The 19,558-nt window shown below is 26.3% G+C and carries 19 protein-coding genes; 5 read left to right on the forward strand and 14 right to left on the reverse strand.

The annotated features are described in order from the left end of the window. The first annotated feature begins 733 nt into the window (after positions 1 to 733). The gene (locus ACRCYC_RS04310) at positions 734 to 2,599 is read left to right on the forward strand and encodes a hypothetical protein (RefSeq protein ID WP_438533032.1); all 1,866 of its coding nucleotides are present in this window, start codon (positions 734 to 736) and stop codon (positions 2,597 to 2,599) included. Positions 2,600 to 2,603: 4 nt separating this feature from the next. Further along, a complete protein-coding gene (locus tag ACRCYC_RS04315) occupies positions 2,604 to 3,065 on the forward strand; it encodes a hypothetical protein (RefSeq protein WP_438533034.1) in 462 nt (153 codons plus the stop codon). 21 nt (positions 3,066 to 3,086) lie between these two features. Here the strand turns inward: ACRCYC_RS04315 and ACRCYC_RS04320 are convergent, their stop codons facing one another. Both ACRCYC_RS04320 and ACRCYC_RS04325 read right to left on the reverse strand, forming a co-directional pair. Beyond that, entirely contained in the window at positions 3,087 to 4,076 is a 990-nt protein-coding gene (locus ACRCYC_RS04320; protein WP_438533035.1) for a tubulin-like doman-containing protein, read from the reverse strand. 3 nt (positions 4,077 to 4,079) lie between these two features. Further along, a complete protein-coding gene (locus ACRCYC_RS04325; RefSeq protein ID WP_438533036.1) occupies positions 4,080 to 4,352 on the reverse strand; it encodes a hypothetical protein in 273 nt (90 codons plus the stop codon). A gap of 273 nt (positions 4,353 to 4,625) precedes the next feature. On the opposite strand from ACRCYC_RS04325, the gene ACRCYC_RS04330 reads away from it, so the two are divergent. The 3 genes from ACRCYC_RS04330 to ACRCYC_RS04340 are packed head-to-tail and all read left to right on the forward strand — an operon-like array spanning position 4,626 to position 6,254. Continuing rightward, on the forward strand, positions 4,626 to 4,862 hold the full coding sequence (locus ACRCYC_RS04330; protein ID WP_438617954.1) for a helix-turn-helix domain-containing protein: 237 nt from the start codon (positions 4,626 to 4,628) through the stop codon (positions 4,860 to 4,862). Positions 4,863 to 4,879: 17 nt separating this feature from the next. Continuing rightward, positions 4,880 to 5,647, forward strand: coding sequence for a ParA family protein (locus tag ACRCYC_RS04335; RefSeq protein WP_330112463.1), 768 nt, complete (start codon positions 4,880 to 4,882; stop codon positions 5,645 to 5,647). After that, positions 5,640 to 6,254: a hypothetical protein gene (locus tag ACRCYC_RS04340; RefSeq protein WP_330112464.1), complete on the forward strand. Its 615-nt coding sequence runs from the start codon at positions 5,640 to 5,642 to the stop codon at positions 6,252 to 6,254. Before ACRCYC_RS04335 ends, ACRCYC_RS04340 begins: the two co-directional genes overlap by 8 nt. Positions 6,255 to 6,271: 17 nt before the next feature. Here the strand turns inward: ACRCYC_RS04340 and ACRCYC_RS04345 are convergent, their stop codons facing one another. The 12 genes from ACRCYC_RS04345 to ACRCYC_RS04400 form a co-directional block, all read right to left on the reverse strand. Beyond that, positions 6,272 to 7,126, reverse strand: a complete 855-nt coding sequence (locus ACRCYC_RS04345) for a hypothetical protein (RefSeq protein ID WP_438533038.1) — start codon at positions 7,124 to 7,126, stop codon at positions 6,272 to 6,274. Between the two features lie 139 nt (positions 7,127 to 7,265). Next, the gene (locus ACRCYC_RS04350) at positions 7,266 to 7,907 is read right to left on the reverse strand and encodes a hypothetical protein (protein WP_438533039.1); all 642 of its coding nucleotides are present in this window, start codon (positions 7,905 to 7,907) and stop codon (positions 7,266 to 7,268) included. A 76-nt stretch (positions 7,908 to 7,983) separates the two neighbouring features. Next, positions 7,984 to 8,502, reverse strand: a complete 519-nt coding sequence (locus tag ACRCYC_RS04355) for a hypothetical protein (protein ID WP_438533040.1) — start codon at positions 8,500 to 8,502, stop codon at positions 7,984 to 7,986. Continuing rightward, on the reverse strand, positions 8,502 to 9,563 hold the full coding sequence (locus ACRCYC_RS04360; RefSeq protein WP_438533041.1) for a hypothetical protein: 1,062 nt from the start codon (positions 9,561 to 9,563) through the stop codon (positions 8,502 to 8,504). The genes ACRCYC_RS04355 and ACRCYC_RS04360 overlap by 1 nt, the downstream gene beginning before the upstream one ends. A gap of 21 nt (positions 9,564 to 9,584) precedes the next feature. Further along, positions 9,585 to 9,845 carry a hypothetical protein gene (locus ACRCYC_RS04365; protein WP_330112469.1) on the reverse strand — a complete coding sequence of 87 codons (261 nt, stop codon included), beginning with the start codon at positions 9,843 to 9,845 and terminating at the stop codon, positions 9,585 to 9,587. A gap of 11 nt (positions 9,846 to 9,856) precedes the next feature. Then, positions 9,857 to 11,392, reverse strand: coding sequence for a hypothetical protein (locus tag ACRCYC_RS04370; protein WP_438533042.1), 1,536 nt, complete (start codon positions 11,390 to 11,392; stop codon positions 9,857 to 9,859). Positions 11,393 to 11,426: 34 nt separating this feature from the next. After that, positions 11,427 to 12,275, reverse strand: a complete 849-nt coding sequence (locus ACRCYC_RS04375) for a hypothetical protein (protein ID WP_438533043.1) — start codon at positions 12,273 to 12,275, stop codon at positions 11,427 to 11,429. A 4-nt stretch (positions 12,276 to 12,279) separates the two neighbouring features. Further along, positions 12,280 to 13,653, reverse strand: a complete 1,374-nt coding sequence (locus tag ACRCYC_RS04380; protein WP_438533044.1) for a hypothetical protein — start codon at positions 13,651 to 13,653, stop codon at positions 12,280 to 12,282. 14 nt (positions 13,654 to 13,667) lie between these two features. Continuing rightward, positions 13,668 to 15,044: a hypothetical protein gene (locus ACRCYC_RS04385; protein ID WP_438533045.1), complete on the reverse strand. Its 1,377-nt coding sequence runs from the start codon at positions 15,042 to 15,044 to the stop codon at positions 13,668 to 13,670. 63 nt (positions 15,045 to 15,107) lie between these two features. Further along, the gene (locus tag ACRCYC_RS04390) at positions 15,108 to 18,632 is read right to left on the reverse strand and encodes an N-acetylmuramoyl-L-alanine amidase (protein WP_438533046.1); all 3,525 of its coding nucleotides are present in this window, start codon (positions 18,630 to 18,632) and stop codon (positions 15,108 to 15,110) included. A gap of 7 nt (positions 18,633 to 18,639) precedes the next feature. Beyond that, entirely contained in the window at positions 18,640 to 18,819 is a 180-nt protein-coding gene (locus tag ACRCYC_RS04395) for a hypothetical protein (protein ID WP_438533047.1), read from the reverse strand. Next, positions 18,755 to 19,558: a sigma-70 family RNA polymerase sigma factor gene (locus ACRCYC_RS04400; RefSeq protein WP_438533048.1), complete on the reverse strand. Its 804-nt coding sequence runs from the start codon at positions 19,556 to 19,558 to the stop codon at positions 18,755 to 18,757. The genes ACRCYC_RS04395 and ACRCYC_RS04400 overlap by 65 nt, the downstream gene beginning before the upstream one ends.

Genomic DNA, 19,558 nt, shown 5'->3' on the forward strand with positions numbered 1-19,558 from the left:
TTTATGATATTTTTTAACTTTTACATTGTATATAGTTGTTTATATTGTTATATATTGTTTATATTGTTATGTACAAAAAAAATAGCAAAAAAATATATTTAGATATATTTATTTTATTGAATTATAAGCTTATTTTAAATATCCCAATTAGATGATAATAGTTTCCCAATTAGATGATTATATTTCCCCAATTAGATGATAATAAATTCCCAATTAAATGATTATATCTTCCCAATTAGGTGATTATACTTATAATTTTGCTTTTTTTTAATTAAAATATCCTAATTAAATGATGATATATTGCGATTTTAGTTGACTTATAGTAATATCCCAATTAAGGGATAATAGTTTCCCAATTAGGGGATAATAGTTTTTAAGTTAATGTAATTTTATTAGATTGATTTTATAAAAAAATTAATAGAAGAATCCCTATAATACAATGATTTCATCCCAATTAAATGATAATAAATTCCCAATTAAAGGATAACAATTAAAAAAAATATAATGATTTTAATAAAAATCCCAATTAGGGGATAATAGTTTCCCAATTAGGGGATAATAATTTTAAAAAAATATTTGATTTTTAGCAAAAAACAAGATAATATCTATATAAATAACTATAATTTTTAGGAGAATTTACTAATAAATTTATTAATTAATATTGTTTTTTTAAACTATTATCATTTAATTGGGATAAATAATAATAGGTAATTACTTTTGGAAGGGGAAAAAGTTGAATAAAAAAATAACTAAGAAAAATAATGAGCCATGGTGGCAAGAAACCATAGAAACTCCAGAAACAGAATATGTAGAGGAGAATTTTTATATAGAAGAAACTTCTATTAAAAATAAAGAATTAATCAGAATGGATATGAATATAGTGCAATTTCCAATTTTCTCTAAAAATACACAGAGGAAAGTAAATCAGGTGGTAAAATATTATTTCAATAAGAATAGGGACACCTATATTACAGTTACTCCATCAGCAGGAAACTACATTCCAGGAGAAACAGAAGAAAAAGTATTTATAGCATTAATGCAGTTAATGAAAGAAAAAGGAATGCCTAGAAAATTTGTTATTTCAGGTGTTGAATTAAGAGATAAATTAAATATAAGTACAATAAGATACGGTAATATAGTTAAGAATGCTTTACTTAGATTATCAGAAACTAATTATAATTTTAAAAATACAATGTATTCGTCAGAATATAATGGTGTTATTAATAAAGAGATAAGTACACCAATACTAACTTTAGAAATAATAACACTGTCATTACAAAAGAATCAACAATATAGAGAAATATACGAAGATAAAAGAATAAAAGAAGTTTACGAAATAACAATAACGGACCATTTTTATCAAAATATAATTCAAAAAGGATATATGGTTTATAATTCAGGTATTCTTTTAAATATTTCGACAAGTACAGCTAGAACAATTTATATGCTTATAGAAAAAATGAGATTTGAAAATATATATTTAAAAATAGATACTATATTTTTAATAAAAAGAATACCATTAAAATATGATAAAAAGCATTTAAATACAACAATTAAAACTTTAGAAAAGGCTTTTATAGAACTTAGAGGAAAAGAGTTGATAGAAGACTTTAAAATAATAAAAGATTCAACATGGGATAAGTCAGAAATAGAAATTTTCTTCCATGAAAAATCAAAAGAAGAAAAGCAACAAAGATTTTTTGAAGACAGAAATGATTTTAGAAAAATTTTAACTGAGACAACAATTAGCGATACTGAGCATGAAATAATAGATAATCTTGAGATTATAGAAAAAGATTCATTAGTAGAATCTAAATCAGAAGTACAAGAAAAAAATAATATAGTAGTAACTGAAGAAATGATAGATAAAATTTTTGGATTAATGCCATCTAAAGCTAGAGAATTAAAAACAATGCCAAAAACTATAAAAGAATCTATAGAAAATTATGGGTATAAAAAAGTTGAATCACTGGCTATATATATGAAAAAAAATAAAGTTGAAAAAATAAGAGCATATTTTTTAAAAGCATTAAGCGAAAATTGGGAAATAGATGAAGAGACAGTTGATATATTTTCAGAAAAACCAAAGATAGAGAAAGCAGTAGTAGTTGAAAAAGAAGATATAAGTCCTGTTGTTTTAGAGAAAATAAACAATTATTTAAATAATTTAACAGAATTAGAAAAAGAAGAATTAGAAAAAAAAGTTTATAGAGATTATATAAAAAAATGTGGTTCAGAAACTAAAATACAAAAATTAGCATTTAACAACGGCAAAAAAAGAATAACAGAAAAATATATACTTGAAAATATAAATTTAGATGAAATAAACCAAGAAGTTGAAGAACCTACAAAAGAAGAAGTTAGAAATGAGCTTAATGCAAATGTAATAGGAGCATTAGAACTTAAAGAATATATATTAAATAGTTTAAATACATATAGAACATTTTTGGATTTTACAGATGAAGAATTTAAAGAATTACATACAAATGTATCTTTTAAAGTAACACCTCACTTTGTAACAAATACTATAACTCTGGAAATTGTAAATAATATTTTAGAAGTTGAGCTTAAAGAATTCCAAAAAAATAGAAAAGGATAATTTTATGACCAAAATAAAAAAATGGAATAGTTATAATATATTTACTATGAATACAGATGTTATTGAATTTGATCCAACAAATTTATTTTATTTATCAAAATTAAAAATAAATAAATCAAATAAAATTGAATTAAAAACATTAGGAATAAATATAGATATTGTTATTGAGTATACAGATTACGGATTTTGTATAAAGACTGAAGACAAAACAATTTCTCATTATTTGATCTCAAATATTTGGAATAATAGTAGGCTAGATTCGTTCAAAAGTGTAGTGTATAATTCAAAGTCTTTAAGAATTTATGATGTTAAGGAACTTTGGAATGAGATTATATTAAATTCTCCAAGAAGTCCATATTGTTTTATTTATAATGAGGCTTGTAGTATTGCATATAAAAAGCAATTGAAGCAATTAAATGAAGTTTTAGATTATATAACATATTTTATAATAAATAAAAGAGCTTAGATATTCTAAGCTCTTTTATTTTTAGAAATCAAATACAAATTTATTATTATCACTGAATTCAATAGATTCAACAGTTTTTTTTCTATTTGAATCATATTCAATACCTAAATCAAAACACACATCTTCTTTTTCCATATTTACAAAATTTTCATAAGTTTTTTTTATTTCTGCTTTTAAAGAGTTTATATAATTTACTGGAGTAAGTATATTAGAAAATATTGCAAAATAAGAATCTTTTTCTGAAGTTCTATAACAAAAGAAGTTTTTATTTAATGCTATATAATCTCTAAGAAAATTATCTCCCTCTAACTTTTTTCTAGTCATAGAAACAAAATTTATGTTTTGGCTAGTATTCAAATCGTAGATGTTGCTTTCAAATTTTATATCTGTAGAATTTCCAATAACAATATCGAGATAACCTCCTCTAAAAGAGTTTAACAAATCGGATCTATCGAAAGAAGTTTCAGCTTTACCTTCTTTTTTAAAAATAGCATTTATTTTTTTAAATACCCCTTCGTTTACACTATTATAGTCACTAGAATTTCTAATAAGCATAACATTGATATCTTCTTTAATTTTATCTAGTTCAGCGATAGCTTGAAGAGCATTGTTTTTTAGATTAGAACCTTCTAATTCAATTGGTAAAACACCTATAACAATAGTAGTTTTTCCAAGTAATTTACTTATATTTTTTGCCGTAGCAACTACAGTACCACTTCCAGTACCTCCACCAAGTGAAGAACAAAGGATTATAATATCTTTATCAGTTGAGCTATTTTTTACTTCTGCAAATATCTTACCAAAGTCATTTTTAAGTTGTTCCATAGCCAAGTTTCTATCTTTACCAGACCCGCCATGAGTACCTATTTTTATTTTTTTAATGTTATTAAGCTGAATCATATCTTCTTCAGCAGTATTTATACCTATAGAATCATAACCATTTTTACCAAAAATTTCAGATATTTTATTTCCACATTGTCCCAATCCAACAACTAAAACATTTTTCTTCATAAATTATTTCATCTCCTTATTTTTTAATATACTCAATCCGAATTTTGTAACAGAATAGAACTTTTTATTTTTTTCTTCATTACTTTGAACACAATTAACCAAACATGATTTATATAAACCATTGATAATTTTGTTTACGGTATTTCTATGATTTTTTGTTATTTCAACTAAATCGTCAACAGTAAATATATTGTTTCCAAGTACTTCTAAATACTTTAAATCTTTTTTAGTAATTCTTTTTAAAATTTCTTCAGCTAATATGTTATCTCCAGACATAATAAACACCTCCATGATATGCTGTATAACTATTGTGTTATTGTTGTTAAGTTGCACAATAGGAAACAAACATTTGATTTTATTATTGTTATTTGTTGTGCAACTATTGTTAAGTTGCACAACACCATATTTTTATAAAAAACTCCTATTTACTTAGGAGATAATAATTGATATACTAATTATATGTGTTAGAAAATATATATAGTTATAAAGTTATATATAGTTTTAAAGCTATATAGCTTACAAGCTATATATTATTTTATTTTTTATTTTTTGTCAACATTTTTTTTGGAGGCGATTTTTATAAAGATCAAATTAAATGAATTTATTAAAGAAAGAGATATAACATTATATAAGTTAGCTAAAGATGCTGGTATAGATTATTCAACACTTCATAACGTTGCTAATAACAATCCAAAATCATTAATGCTACATAACTTAGATAAAATATGTACAGCTTTAGATTGTAAAATAGAAGATATATTAGAATCTGAAAAAGTAGAATTATAAAATAAAGGGGGTTAATAATGTTAAAAATAGTTATAGCAAATAACAAAGGTGGAGTAGCTAAAACAACTTCAGTATTTAATATCATTTCATATTTTGCTAGTAATGGTTTTAAGGTTCTAGCTATTGACATGGATTCTCAAGGTAATTTAACTGAATGTTATGATGTAGGAGATGTTGAGTATACAGCTTTTGATGCGATGAAAGAGAGAGATGTTAGAAAGTATATAATTGAAAATGTAGCTGATAATTTAGATCTTCTTCCAGCTGATTGTATGTTGGAAGCAGCTAATTTAGATTTTTCTTCAGTTATAGGAAGAGAACATCTTTTAGCAAAAGCATTAAGACATGTAGAAAACGATTATGATATCTGTGTAATAGATACAGCTCCAAGTTTATCATTACTTACACTAAATTCTTTAGCAGCAGCTAATAGAGTTTATATTCCTTTAGGAAGTGGATTCTTTGAATTGAAAGGAGCATCAATATTAATGGATGCTATAAAACAAATTAAAGATGGCCTTAATGAGGAGTTAGAAATTGGTGGTATGTTTATAACAAGACATGATTCTAGAACTAAGATATCAAACGACGTAATAAATAAGGTAAAAGATGTATATGGTTCGAATATAATGGATACGATAATTAGAAATAACATAGCTCTTGTAGAATCAGCAGCAGCAGGACAAAGTATATTTGAATATAAAAATAGTAGCATAGGAGCAGAAGACTATAAGAATTTATGTTTAGAAATTATTAAAAAAGAGGGGATAAAAACTAATGGCTAAGAAAAATTTGTTAGATAGAAAAGACCTTACGAAAAGTAGATATACTGGAATAATAGCTAAAGACAAATACGTTTCTATTATAGATTATGACATTTTTGAGATTTCTTCAGAAGAAAAAGATAAATTAATAGAATTTGAAAAAATTGCATTAGATAATGCAAAGAAGATAAATGATCATTTATTTTCTTTAGGGGAAATATTTTATAATGCACAAAAGCTACTAAGCCACTGTAACAAAGGGACTTTTTTAGTATGGATAGACAAGCTAGGATTTAAAAAAACTTTTGTTTATGAAGTCCTAGATAAATATAATCTGTACTTGAAATACAATAACAATAAAGTATTTGAGCTTTCAAATAGATCTGTAAGAGAAGTAAAAAAATTAGATGAAGAAAAAGCATTAGAAGTTATAGTATCTGAAAAACCATTAGAAAAACTTAAAGAGATAAAAGCAACAATAGTTAACGAAATAGAGGAAGCAGTAATAGTTGAAGATCCAGTTGAACAAAGATTGAGAATAATTAATAATAGAATAAAAGAATTAGAAATAGAAATGGAAGAACTTTTAAAAGAAAGAAATAGATTAGAAAGAAATAGAACAAAATAAAAAAAGCCTAGTTATAACTAGGCTTTTTTTGTTAAACATATTTCTTTGAATAATGGTAAACTTTCACACCAAGTGCAAAAAGCTGTCCAATCTTCTTTTAATTTATGGTGTTTTCTCTGAAGATATATAGTTTTTAATTGTAGATATGAAGTAGTTACTCTCATTGTCATTTCAAATCCCATAGGACAGTTAGAGATAACTTTCATATAAACTTCATATTTATTTAATTTATTTTTTATAGTCCAACCTTTATTAATAAAACTTTCAATTAAAATAGGGTTAGATTCTCCTATTTCTCCAACTCTACTACTTCCTGGTATTTCTTTTTCTAAATAACAATAACTATCATCTTTTTCCATTTTATTATAAACTTTTATCCAGTAGTTAAGATTATCTACAACAGATTTATCTACATATTTATTAAAACATTTATTAGTATCCATTTTAACAAGTCTATGCATTTTAGACATAGATGACACTATGTCAGCGAAATGATAACGTTGGAATTGAGGAGTCCAGTATCCAGGATATTTAACATCAAATTGAACAAGAATACCTTTAGCAAAATTATCATGTCCTGTACCAGTGGCAACATTTCCCAAGTTACATATTCTTTTTATTGATTTAGAAATGAAGTTTTCTAAATTATCAATTTTTAATTTTTTTACAATATGTTTAAGAAATTCATCGGAATTTATTTTATCGGCTATTTCCTTATAAGTATATTCATTTATTAAAGATAAGACCGAATTTAAGATTATAGTCTGTGATTCAAATTCGTGCTCGTCCAGTTCTTCTTGTAACATAGGATAACCAGAAGCTATAATTGATTCAGCTATAGCGTATACTCTACTATTTTTAATTTCTAACATTTATATCAACCTCCATTTTTAACAAATTTTATTATAGTTTATTTTATGAAAAAATAAAAACTCAAAGTGCATGAGAATAAAAAACTTTTAATCTTTCCGTCAGACGGAAGGATTAAAAAAAGTGACGAATTCGTCACTTTCAAAATAAACTATTTTCAAAGTCATCATTTTTGATTACACCAATAACATCGTTATTACCAACAAATAAAGCTGTATCTAAAGGTTTGGAAGTGTGCTCATATGCCCATTTAATACAAGTCCTTGCGTGAATAAATAAATCAATTACAAACATTTCATTTTGGATACTCTCTAAATCACTAATATAATCTAAATCAGCACTTATACAATTTAAAGACTTAATATCAAACGTTAATGCTAAAGTTAAAAAACTTCTTAGAGTTTCTCTTTCAACAGCAGTTTTACATCTAAATCTTATTTTTATATGATTATCAAAGTATTTCATTTCTATTTTTTGATTATCTTTAAATACACAATAAACCTTTCTATCTTTAGAACCAGAAAAATAACCATTATCTCCACTGGCTAAAGCTTTTTTTAGTATATAAGCATTGCCTTCAACTCCTGAATAGTCTTTTGTATTTTGGATAGATGTTTCTTTTGAAGAACCCAAAGTTATTTTTATTTTCTTTAAAGTTCCCTCATTATTTTCTTGTAAGATATTATTTATTTTATTTTCAAAAGATGATATAAAATCTAAACTATCATTTGGATTTATAACAATTCTTTTAGTGTGTTCATCAGTGGTTATTAGTTTAATCATTATTACTCCTTATATATAACATTGTTTTAGTGTGAAAAAATACGTGGTTACAAAAGAAGAAGAAAAAATCATATTATTAAGCCTCTTTCTTTTTAGAACCAGTTATTCTATAGTAAACAAAATCATTATCATAAAACTCTATTTTATCAACAATTTTAAAGACATCTAAAACCTTTAATGGGAATATAAGGTTACTATTTTCATCATGCTCTAAAACGGCTATATGGTCCTTTAAATTTAAAAATTTATAATGTGATTCAAAATAAAATAAAACATTATCATCTTTTAAAAGCTCAAACGATTGTAATTCTGTAGCTGTAGTTCCTTCTTTTATCGCATTAACATCTGTTGTTCTTATTTTTTCACTAAGTATTCTAAAAAATTTTTTACCAGTACCCATACATTTATCACAATAAGGATCTGCTTTTTCAATTTCATCAACTATATTTGATATATCTGAAAGTCCAAGAATATTAAGTTCATTTTTAATTTTACTTTCAGGAGATTTCTTTATACAATCACAAATTCCAATATCTCTTAAAAGAAGTACTTTTCTACCTGTAAGAGAGGTTTGCTTAAAACTTTCTTTACTCATTATTCATCACCCCAGAAGTTCTGTATTCTATCTATTTTAAGCCCTTTATAATTTTTAGCAGTGGAGGTTTTCGTAGCTTGTAGATACCTAAAATGTTCAGGTAAATTTTTTTCTAATTCATCAACTTTTCTAGATAGCTCTTTATGAGTTTTTATAAGTTGAGTAGTTAGAGTTTCTAAATACTCGCCATTTTGGAAATCGCCCAATCTAACTTTTAATTTTCCTAAAGAATTTTCTGCTAATCCAGGTGTTAAATTTAAATCTCTTATAGATTTAGTTATAAAGTGTATTATTGTTTTTAAAGTTACATATTCAGTAATTATAGCTTTACTAGAATCATGCTTGATAGTATTACCACTAATCCCAGCTAAACCAAAAGCCAATTTAGAATATCTCCATATAAGAATATTTAAGTCTATTCTCGACTCTTTACCATTATCTATTAATATTCCTAATTCGTTAGACATTTGGATAACATGATATATAGAAGAGTAATAAAATGTAGGTTTATCATGTATATATATTTCTGTAAATTTTTTATTTTTATATATTATCTCAATATCATAAATATTATCTTTAGAAAAATTGTATTCAAAACTATTATTTATAAATCCTTCAGAATCTACATCAAATATAATCCTATCTTTTATTAATGGATAATCTCCATATTGTTCTAATTCATATCCTTTTATATATCCTTTTATATCTGTGAATTTAATATTTTCATTTGAAATTATTTCTATAGTTCCATCAAAAATTTCAATATTAAAATCACTATTGTTATTCTCTTCAGAATCTATACTATGAAGATCCGAAACTATTATTTCTTTAAAAACAATAGAATCATTATTATCAACAAGTTGTATAAATATAAGAACTCTTTCATCAGATAACTCATAATCAAAATTTAATTTAACAGAATTTTTTCCTAATATCTCTGATAAAAAAGGGACTGTATCCCTATCACTTTTTTCAACAACAAATGAGTTATTGTTGTAACACTGTGAATGTTCTACAAGCCCTTCTATAATTAGATGATTAGGAGTTCTTGAGTGTGTCATATATCCTCCTGATATCTATTTTTATTTAATAATTTCTTTTATTTTTTTTGTTTTTACAAGAGTTTCAGCAATTCTAATTAATTCACTATCATTTTTTATAACTAATAAAGGATTTGTTAAATTAAGAATTTCATCACCAATAGAACAAAAATTAACTTCATCTAAAACGAAAGTTCTATCTACAGGAGCAGGAGGAATTACTTCCTCTTCTCCTGGAATTGTTTGTCCAACTAAAACTTCTTCTTCACTTGCAATTTCATCTATAGTTTTTCTTTTAGCCATAAATGATCACACTACTTCTGTAAAGCTGTTTGAGCTTCAGTTAGAGATACAGAAATGTAGTTGTAAATATCTAAAGTATCATCAGTTACAACAATGTTTCTAGCTACTAAAACACCAGCACCTTCATACATTAAAGCAAAATCATATCTTTCTGTTAAATGGATTCTATGGAATTCTCTTAACATGTCATTTTCTTCAGCGGTCTTCACTTGCTCTTCTTCTAAGTGTAAAACAGCTTTAGAAGAATCTAACATTATAAGGTTAGTCATTTTATCTTTTCCACATTTAACTGGTTGTCCTGCGTTAGATCCTTCTTTAACAGTATAAGGAGTTTGGCTAACACCTTTTGTCCAAATTAAATTTTTGTAAATAGTTTGTCCTTCAGAATAGAAAGGTACAAATGGAGTTACAATAAATCTAAAGTTTACATTCATAAGTCCAGAAGGAATAGAAGGTGTAATGTGAGTTTTTTCAGGTCTAGTTCCTGAAATCATAGCTCTGTAAGGATCTAAATCCATTCCAATAGTTCCTTGCGGTCCTCTGAAAATTACTCCACCATTTTTTTCAATAAAGTTTTTCATGATAGGGTCGTTCATGAATACCATCCAACCAATAGTTGAAACCAATACTGTATCACAATAAATTCCTTTTTCAATTCCGTATAAGAACATAGCAAAGAAATCTTTTAAAGTGAAACTTCCATTTAATGAAGAATCCTTAAATGATCTTCCAGTTGTAGATCCTAAAATTGAATCTTCAGGTGCTAAGTTATCAAATAGAGTTGTAGCTCCATTAAAAGTTTTTCTAACAGCTTTAATATCTTTCCATCTTCTTAAAGAGTTTTTAGCTTCAGTTAAATATAATTTTAATAAATTAAATTTAGATAATCTAATAGCTTCGTGCTGTAGATGAACTGCAATTCCAGATCTTCCACATTTTGCTACCATAGCTGCATCTGTAGAAACAGATAAAATGTGTGGCTCTGTATTTGGTCCCATATCTAATGAAGCATTAGCAACTGAACCGATAGCTGGAAGGATAATCTCTTCGTTAGTTCTAACAGCTAATTTTTTAGTAAAATACTGGTGAATAGTTCCTTCTTCTGGTAGTTTTTCGATTGATCTTGTAATTACTTGCCTAGTAATGATAGAACCAGCACCAGTACCAAAGTCTTTTACAGTTTCAGCTAAAGCTGACATATTTTCTTGTAAATCTTTCATAGACATATAGTCACCAGTTACAGGGTCTAATCCATCATTGATTAAAACTTCTGATAAACTCTCTATATCAGAAACAAGTCTTCTTCTGAAAGAAGGGTTTTGAAACTCTCTATTAGAAGTTATTGCTCTTCCAGCATTTTCAACTTTAAATACTCTTTCGAAAGATCTTGCACCATCAGTTAATTGAGTTTCTGATATAGGCATATAATTATCTAATGTTGGGTTTAATTCCATTCTATCTTTTGCTATTTCTTTATTTTTTAAATGCTCATATGATGCGAAATTGAAGTCATTCGCCATGTGAGGGTGTTGTACTAATCCGTTCATGTTAAATTCTCCTTATACTGTGTTTTTAATTATTTTATCCTTTGATAATAGAAATTGTTACAATCTTCTTTTTATAAGTTGCATCTTTTATAACTTCTTCCTGTCCCATAAAATTATAAAGTTCCATAGGGAATCCCATTGTTCCACCGCCATGAACATATGCACCGTAAGAATTATGCATTTCTGCACCTTGTCTATCAAACTCATCTGCATCTTCTATCCACATAACTTTTCCAGCTCTTTGGTTAAGTTTATCAGTTCCTTCTTCCCATCTAATAGGCATACCATAAAATGCTGTTGGATTTTCTGCTAAGTCTGGTGCTCCATCTCCCTTAACATAATCTCCAGGTTTTAAATCATATTTAGAACCATCAGTTTTATAAACTACAGCCATTCTTATTTGTCCAACTCTTCTAAAATCAGGAGACTCTTGATTTATCATAAACTGAGTTCCATTGTAACAAGCAGGATTTTGGAATACATCTTGTAATGCCCACCCTACAGGGAAATTTCCTTTAAATACTCTAGTTTCACCAGATTTAACTCTTTTAGTTCCACTCTTATCTAAAACACCATATTCAGTGTCAAGGTTAGAGTACGTTATAGTAGAATCTGTTCCACCATTAGCTGGGACCATTCTTTTTGACTCAGGGTCAAATGCAACAATCATTCCCATTTTTATAGCTACACCAACATTAAATTCAGGATCTACATAAGCAACTGGTAATCCAAAATCTGGACCTAAGTTTCCTGTAGAACCTAAATTAGGAGATGTATCTTCTGATTGGAAAATCTGACCTTTCTGTCCCCATATAAGTCCTTGTCCATATGGTTTTCTTGTAACTCCTACGCCTCTATTACCATTATAAATTTTGTTATCCATTTTATTATCTCACCTCGCAACTAGCTATTTTAAATCTTGAATTTTTATTTGTAGAAGTAACTTTATTATTTTCGTCTATAACAGATAAAATATTAGGGATATGATTATTAACTCCATCAATATTTTTAATTGCATCTACTAATTGTCCAAACTTTGTTTGTAATTCTTCAAAATCTTTTTTTAGATTTGAATTTTCTGTTTGATCTTCAGTAGTTGCTTGTTCTGTTCCTTTTTCAGTAGTACCTTCGCCATCTTTTGTAGCAGCAGGAATTTCTGGAACTACTTTTTCACAATCAGCTAGAGCTTTTACAACTTTTAAAGCAACTTCAATTTCCTCATCTTTTAGCCCATCGAATAAAGCACTAATTACAGAATCATCTTTAACGCTTAATTTTTGTTTAGCATTAAACATGAAAACCTCTTTTGCAGAGTCTCTAAAATACATCTTTTTTACCTCACTAGAATCATTTTTTTTATTTAAATTTAAGTTAGCTAGTTCTTCATCAGACAATCCTTCAACTTTGCCGCTTTCGATTGTATTATCTGTTGTTATTTGTTGTTCTTTTCCGTTTTGTTCGTTTTCATCTGAAACTATATTGAATATATTTTCATAATCTTTGACATTCGTCAAATTTATTACCTTTTTAGCTTTCGAATCGAAAACAATTAAACTAGATGTGTCATTTGCAGGTCTTTGTACGATACTATCTTCTACAGCATCAAGAGAGCCTGTAAAAGGAACGCACTTAGTATAACTTAAAACTGTAGAGCCATCTTCAGACATATTAGGATAGTTAGTTCCTCTCATATGAGAACATCCATTCCAATAAGATTTATTACAAATATTACAAGTTAAAGAATCACTAATAGCACCTTGAGAAGTAGTCCAATAAGTACCATCAATAATTTTTCTTTTAACATCTAGTGAAGGCACTTTAATCTGGCCAATAACAGAGCCACTTCCATCTCCAAAAGATTTTCTAGAGACGAATTCGTCCAAAACAGCTTGTGGTAATTCAGAATCTCCATATTCAACTTCTAAATCAGAATGGTTAACATACCAAGAATCTGAAAATCTACCCATAGGTTCTCCATAAATATCATGATTTAGCATAAGTGGTTTAGGGTATGGAGTAGTCCATTTTTTATCTTTAGCCATATCTCTAACATGAGAGTCAGGATACATTCTTATATTTATTTCTTTATCAGAAGTAGTAACAAGACTATATACAACCAAATGGTTAGCACTCATATTTATAGAATTGTCAGCTATTTTTTTAGCTTTTGAAGAACTTGAGTCTAAAAAGCTATCAAAGAAATTACTATCGTTTATTTCGTTTTTCTTTTGAATATCTTCTATATCTCTAATAAGATACATTATTTTCACCTCTTTTAATTTTTAACAGAAGCACTAGACTTACCTCTAGCTCCATGCTGATTTGAAGGGTTTGTAGCATTGCTAGCTCCTTCTAAAGTGTTTCCTTGGGTAGCGAATAAGTTGTTGTATAATTTACTTTCATCAACTGTTTCACTTTCCCCTAATTCTTCTCTAACTTCTCCAAGAGTAGTTACTCCAGATAGAAATTTAAATATTGCATGTTTTTCTCTTCTTTCTTTTTTAGTAAAAGTTTCATTAAATTTTAATTTAACAATATTCTGACTATTAACAACTCCAAATAAATCAACTGCTAATTCTCTAAATAATTTAGTATTTAATTGATTTTCAAGTAGTGATTGAATATCCTCAACAACTACATCTTCTTGATTATCAAGAGTATCAGCATCTTGTCGTCCTGCTCCCTTTTCTCCTATATTAGTAGAGTTGCTTCTAAGTGCAGCAAGAACACGAGTTTTAAGGTTGCTGATTACATCAACAGCTTTGTCGTTATATTTAGATTGAATAAGCTCAGGAACAACGTGTCCAGAAATAACTAAATCTTCATTAACGCTAGAGCTATTAAGTTTATCAGCTACTTCATCAAGTTCAATTTGTTTAGCTGGCTTTTTATGATCTCCAACCTTGAATATCATTTTCTTTTCAAGACTATCATAATAATCTTGTATATTTTCTGTTTCAACGTCTCTTAAAATTGCAGCATCTTGAAGAGCATTTGCAGGTATTGGTGTACCAAGCACATGATGAGTTTCTTTATCAAATGATAAATGAGTTATATTTTTATTTGTATATACTGTAGAAACATCTCCTACTTCAAATTGCCACTTTATAACATTTACACCATAAGAATCTAAAGGAGTCCAACCTTTACTAGGAAGAATTGTTATCTTTGCAATTTTACCAGTGGTAATATCAATAGTTTTATGTATAAATACATTTCCAAAACTGATATAGTTGTTAAGTAATTCCTGGAAAAACATTTCTATAGAAGAACCAGAAACTATAAGGATGTCTTCTAAATATTCTTCGAATTGTTCAGCCTTTGACTTATCTCTTGAAATAAATTTAAAACCTGTTTTAGATGCTTTCTGTTTAAAGTTACTTATGGTTCTTGAGATATAACCATCAACCTCTTTAGATTTAGTTATAATATCAACTAATTCATCAATGTTTTCGTTATATTTAGAATCATCCATTTGTTGAGGTTCAGCAGATTTTTTATAAATCTTTTTGAAACTAACAGCAGAAGTAACTTCCTCTTTAAATTTTTGTATAAAATTTTTATCATCTGAAACAGCTAAATTTTTATCACTAATTCTACGATAGCTAAAAATTCCAAGATTAAAAAATTTTTTATTAAAAAAATTACTCATATGTCCTCCTCTTTGTTTTTAGAGTTTAAAATATAAAAAAAAGAGTGTCAAAATAAACACTCTTTAATCTAAATAATTAGAAAATAATTCCATTATTTTAATTCTATTTTCAGTAGATAATGATTTTAAATATTCTATATCTTCTTTTTCAAATCCAGTAAAAACAGATACAAGTTTTTTAACTTCTGTAGGAGTTAATGATTCTATAGTTATTAAAGACTTTTCTAATTTATCTTTAACGATTTTAAGTTGATATCCAGACATAAATCCGAGTTCATGTTTAAGTCTTAATAATACTTCGTTTTCAAAATACTCCATTTTTTCTAGATTATCTTCTACAGCATCATAATCAATATTGTTATAGTCATTTAATGTTTTAGAACAATGAATTATATTTTTTTCCATGTTTGAGACTAGCCAATCAATAAGAATAGGAATAGATTGGAGATAATAATATCGTTCTCGTTCTATCATTTTAATTCTTCTAACTTCTATAGTTTCAAGTGTAGATGATTTCCATTTATCGAATGTTATACCTATTATGAGATTCATAAACTGCATAAGACTATCTATAAAACTATCTAATGTTGAGATATTTGAAGCTGATTTTAGACCAAATGCCTTAGCTATAAGTTCATAAGAAGGTAACATCTTCATTGTCCAATCTACAATTTTATCTTCACTTAAATTTTTAGCTATATATTCTTTTATTTTGTTCTCATTTTTTTTGCTATTATAAAAAAATCTTTTGCTGATATTTCTTAATTCATCTACATATAGTTTGAAATCTTTATTATTAGCATTAATATCAGTAAGAACATTGTATAAGAATATAGGCATTTTAATGACGTCGACATCAATATTATTAGCTTCAGCTTGTAAATGTTTATAAAAATTAACTATATTTAAATATCCATTTCCAGAAGAATTATTTATATCATATGTTATATCTTTTTCTTTACTTTTTGAGAATAAGTAGTTAGCATACATTGAAACTTTCTCATAATAATTAAGATTGTTATATCTTCTTATTAATTCTGCTCTATTTCCAGGAGAGCATTCTTCTCCTTTTCTTCTTATATATTCAAATTCATTAAATCCAAATTTTTCATCACTAAGATAATAACCAGTTAATTCAATTTCTTCTATTTCATCAACAACTAAAAAATTAAGATTTTTATCATAAGTTAAAAAGCCTAAATTCTTAAAAGATTGAAACTGTCCTGAGTTTTCAACTAATTTTATTCTAGTATTGTAGAATTCATAAGTACCAATATCTTTTTTAGAAATATTTATAACTAAATTTAAAGTTTTTATAATATTGTTAAGATCATTTAGTGAATAATTTTTTCCGCCTATATTAATCCCAAAGTTAAATATAAAATCATATATAAGAAGAGTAGTTTGCATTTCAATGCTAGATACACAAGCATTTAAAAAAGACTGTATTATGTTTTCTATAACATCAACAGAAGTAAAATCAACTCTAAACGTCATAGGTGTTGATAACTCATATGCTAAATCTGCAAGTCCTTGAAATATAGAATATACACCATAATTTGATTTACCATCATAACTTTCATAAAAAACTGTTTTAATTTTATCAATAATTTTTGCTGCTTCTTTTTCAACATCTTTTCTTAATTTTTTAGAATGTTCTTGGCTTTTATTAAATTCTTTATCTTTCATGATGGATGTAAAATGATTATTTTTATATTCAACAAAAGGGTATAGCATAGAAAAGAATTTTTCTGTATCAGAATAATCATGTTTCCATTTTTTATTTTTCATATTAAAAAAATGTCTAGCTATTTTTGTTTCTATATCATCATTTTCTTTTTCTATAGTTACCCTTTTAAAACTTTCATTTTTCATACTGCCAAGTAGTAACAATCCATAAATTAAAATAAAAGTTTTATCACAACTAACTTTAGTTGGTTTCATTGGAACTCTAGATAAATAAGCTCTCAAGTTATCATAATCATGTTTTTTCATATTTAAAAATTCTGATTTTTTAAATATGTATGATATAGGATTAACTTCCTCTTTCTCAACATTATATTTATCATTGTAAAAAAAACTATTTATTATAGAGTTGTAGTTTTCAGGTTTTATATTAATATTATTTTCTGCATTTTGAATAGAACCAGTAAGCAAGAAATATGTTCTAGAGAATTCATTTTGTATAGCTAGTTTATATATTTCACAAAATATTTTAACTAACATACAAATATCTATAAATCCATTGGAGTTCTTAGTATCAAAAATAAATTTAGATAAAGAATCTTCTAAAAATTTTAAATTTTGATCTTGGTATAATTTTAAATCAGATGTTTCGTTGCACTTAGATAACAAATTTTTATAAAAGGTTTCAACTATACTTTTTTCACTCTCGATAGTTGAAAGTTTAATAAAAGCATCTAATGAGAATTTTAATTCAACAAGTTTTTTATCCATAGAGTAAGGTTCGATAGAAATGCTGTTTATAGCCGTTTCTAGCTCAATCTCTTTTTCTTCTATAACTTTATCATCAACAACGTTAGCTTTGTCTAAATCAGTTGATAGAAGCCCATTATTTTGATTTATATTATCTCTATTATCTTTCAGAATATTTATTATTCTATAAACTGTATCTGAATACTTATTTAGTTTTTCGCTGTTGTATAAATAATTAAACTCAGTAATGCTATATTTATTTATATCGTTAGTTACAATAATTTCACATTCAGAAAAAAATTTATCAATGGTAGTAGTGTTGTTATAAAATTCAGAGAAAATTAATAGGTGCTTATCATTAAGAATTAGCATTTTTTCTTTATTTTTAAAAACTTCGATTTGACTAGATGTCATAATTTTATTAAATGATGTAGTGAAAATAGATTCAAACAATTTACTTTTAATTTCTTCACTGAATCCATTGTATTTATTATTTATAAAGTCTTTAGCGATAGACTTTATCTGTTCATCTTTAGTCTCCACTTTATTATCTATCGGATTGTTAGGTTTTTTTATTTCAGAATTATTTATGCAAATCATGTTGTCTTGTAGAATTATATCGATAGATTTTAATATGCAATCTCCTACTTTAGTATAATCTTTTACTTTATTACAATCTCCAATATTAGAACCAAAGAAGCTTTCTATTAATAGATATGGAATGGGTGATTTTATTATTGGGTATCCACCTCTTTGTTTGGTTGATGTAATAAGAGGATTTTTCCTTTTTCTTAAACCTAATAAAAGATTGTAATTATTTGTTATTAAATTAGCTATTTTTTCAGAGCATTCAAATTTATTAGAATAGAGAGTTTCTGTTCCATGAGCATTAGTATCTTTAGCTCCATTAAAATGTAATTCAAAAGCAATATCAAATTTATTTTTTTCTATAATACTTAAAACTCTAGTCATTTGTGAAATATAAGAAGAATTAGAAGTTCTATGTATAACAGTAACACAGTCTAAATTTTCTTTAATATATTCAGCAACCTTTTTAAAATAATTAAATTCATTTATCTTTAATGTATTAGAGTATGCTCCACCGTCACTACTATTGTGGCCAACTATTAGAGCAATTTTTATATTCTTCATAAAGCACCTACTTTTTTATTTTTTCAGAAATATCAGTTTTCATAACTTTTAATATTTCTTTTTCAGAAGATAGTTTATTCATCTCTTTTTCAATCTCAGTTTCATCTTGAGAAAATCTACTTCTAAAAAACTGTACTATTGATTGAGCTGCATTTATTATTACAGGATCTTTTGTTAAGCTTCTCATTTTTAATAAACTCCTTTTTTAGTTTTTCAAGGCCTTTTCTATATGTTGAATTTATGTTTTGCTTACTACAGTTGAACTTTATAGACATTTCTATTTCTGTTAATTCTGTAGTATTTATACCAAATTTATGAATAACAAATTGAGCTTCTTTTTTACTGAGTTTAGAGGCTATTAAATCACATAATTCTTCTTCCATCAAAGAAGAAATTATTTCTTCTTCAACATTAGGAGATTCAGGTATATTAGAATAAAAAGCTTCTAAAAAATAATGTTCAGCATATAGGCCATTATCAAAATCTGATATTATTTTTTTTACTCTTTTAGTTGATATAGATGTAGATTTAGATATTTGTTCAACACTCGCACCTTTTTTATATAAAGTTAAAATATTATGCTGATATTCAGGAATTCTTATATTATCATTCTTACTCTTTAAGTATCTAAGAATCATATGCTTAATCCAGTGAGTAGCATATGTAGATAATCTACAATCAGAATCTAAACTAAATCTTCTTATGGCAGTTATTAGTCCTATATTGCCTTCTTGGATTAAATCTTCAAAATTTTCTTTATTGTATGCATTTAACGTTGCTATATTTTTTGCTATTAGTCTTTGGTTACACTCTACAAGTGTTTCTAAAGCATCTTCGTTACCATTAATTTTATAGTCAACAAGAAGTTTATTTTCTTCTTCAAGTGTAAGTAAATCATGTTTTAAATATTCGTTTATTAGTATCAT

This window comes from Paraclostridium sp. (assembly GCF_051657365.1).
GTDB lineage: Bacteria > Bacillota > Clostridia > Peptostreptococcales > Peptostreptococcaceae > Paraclostridium.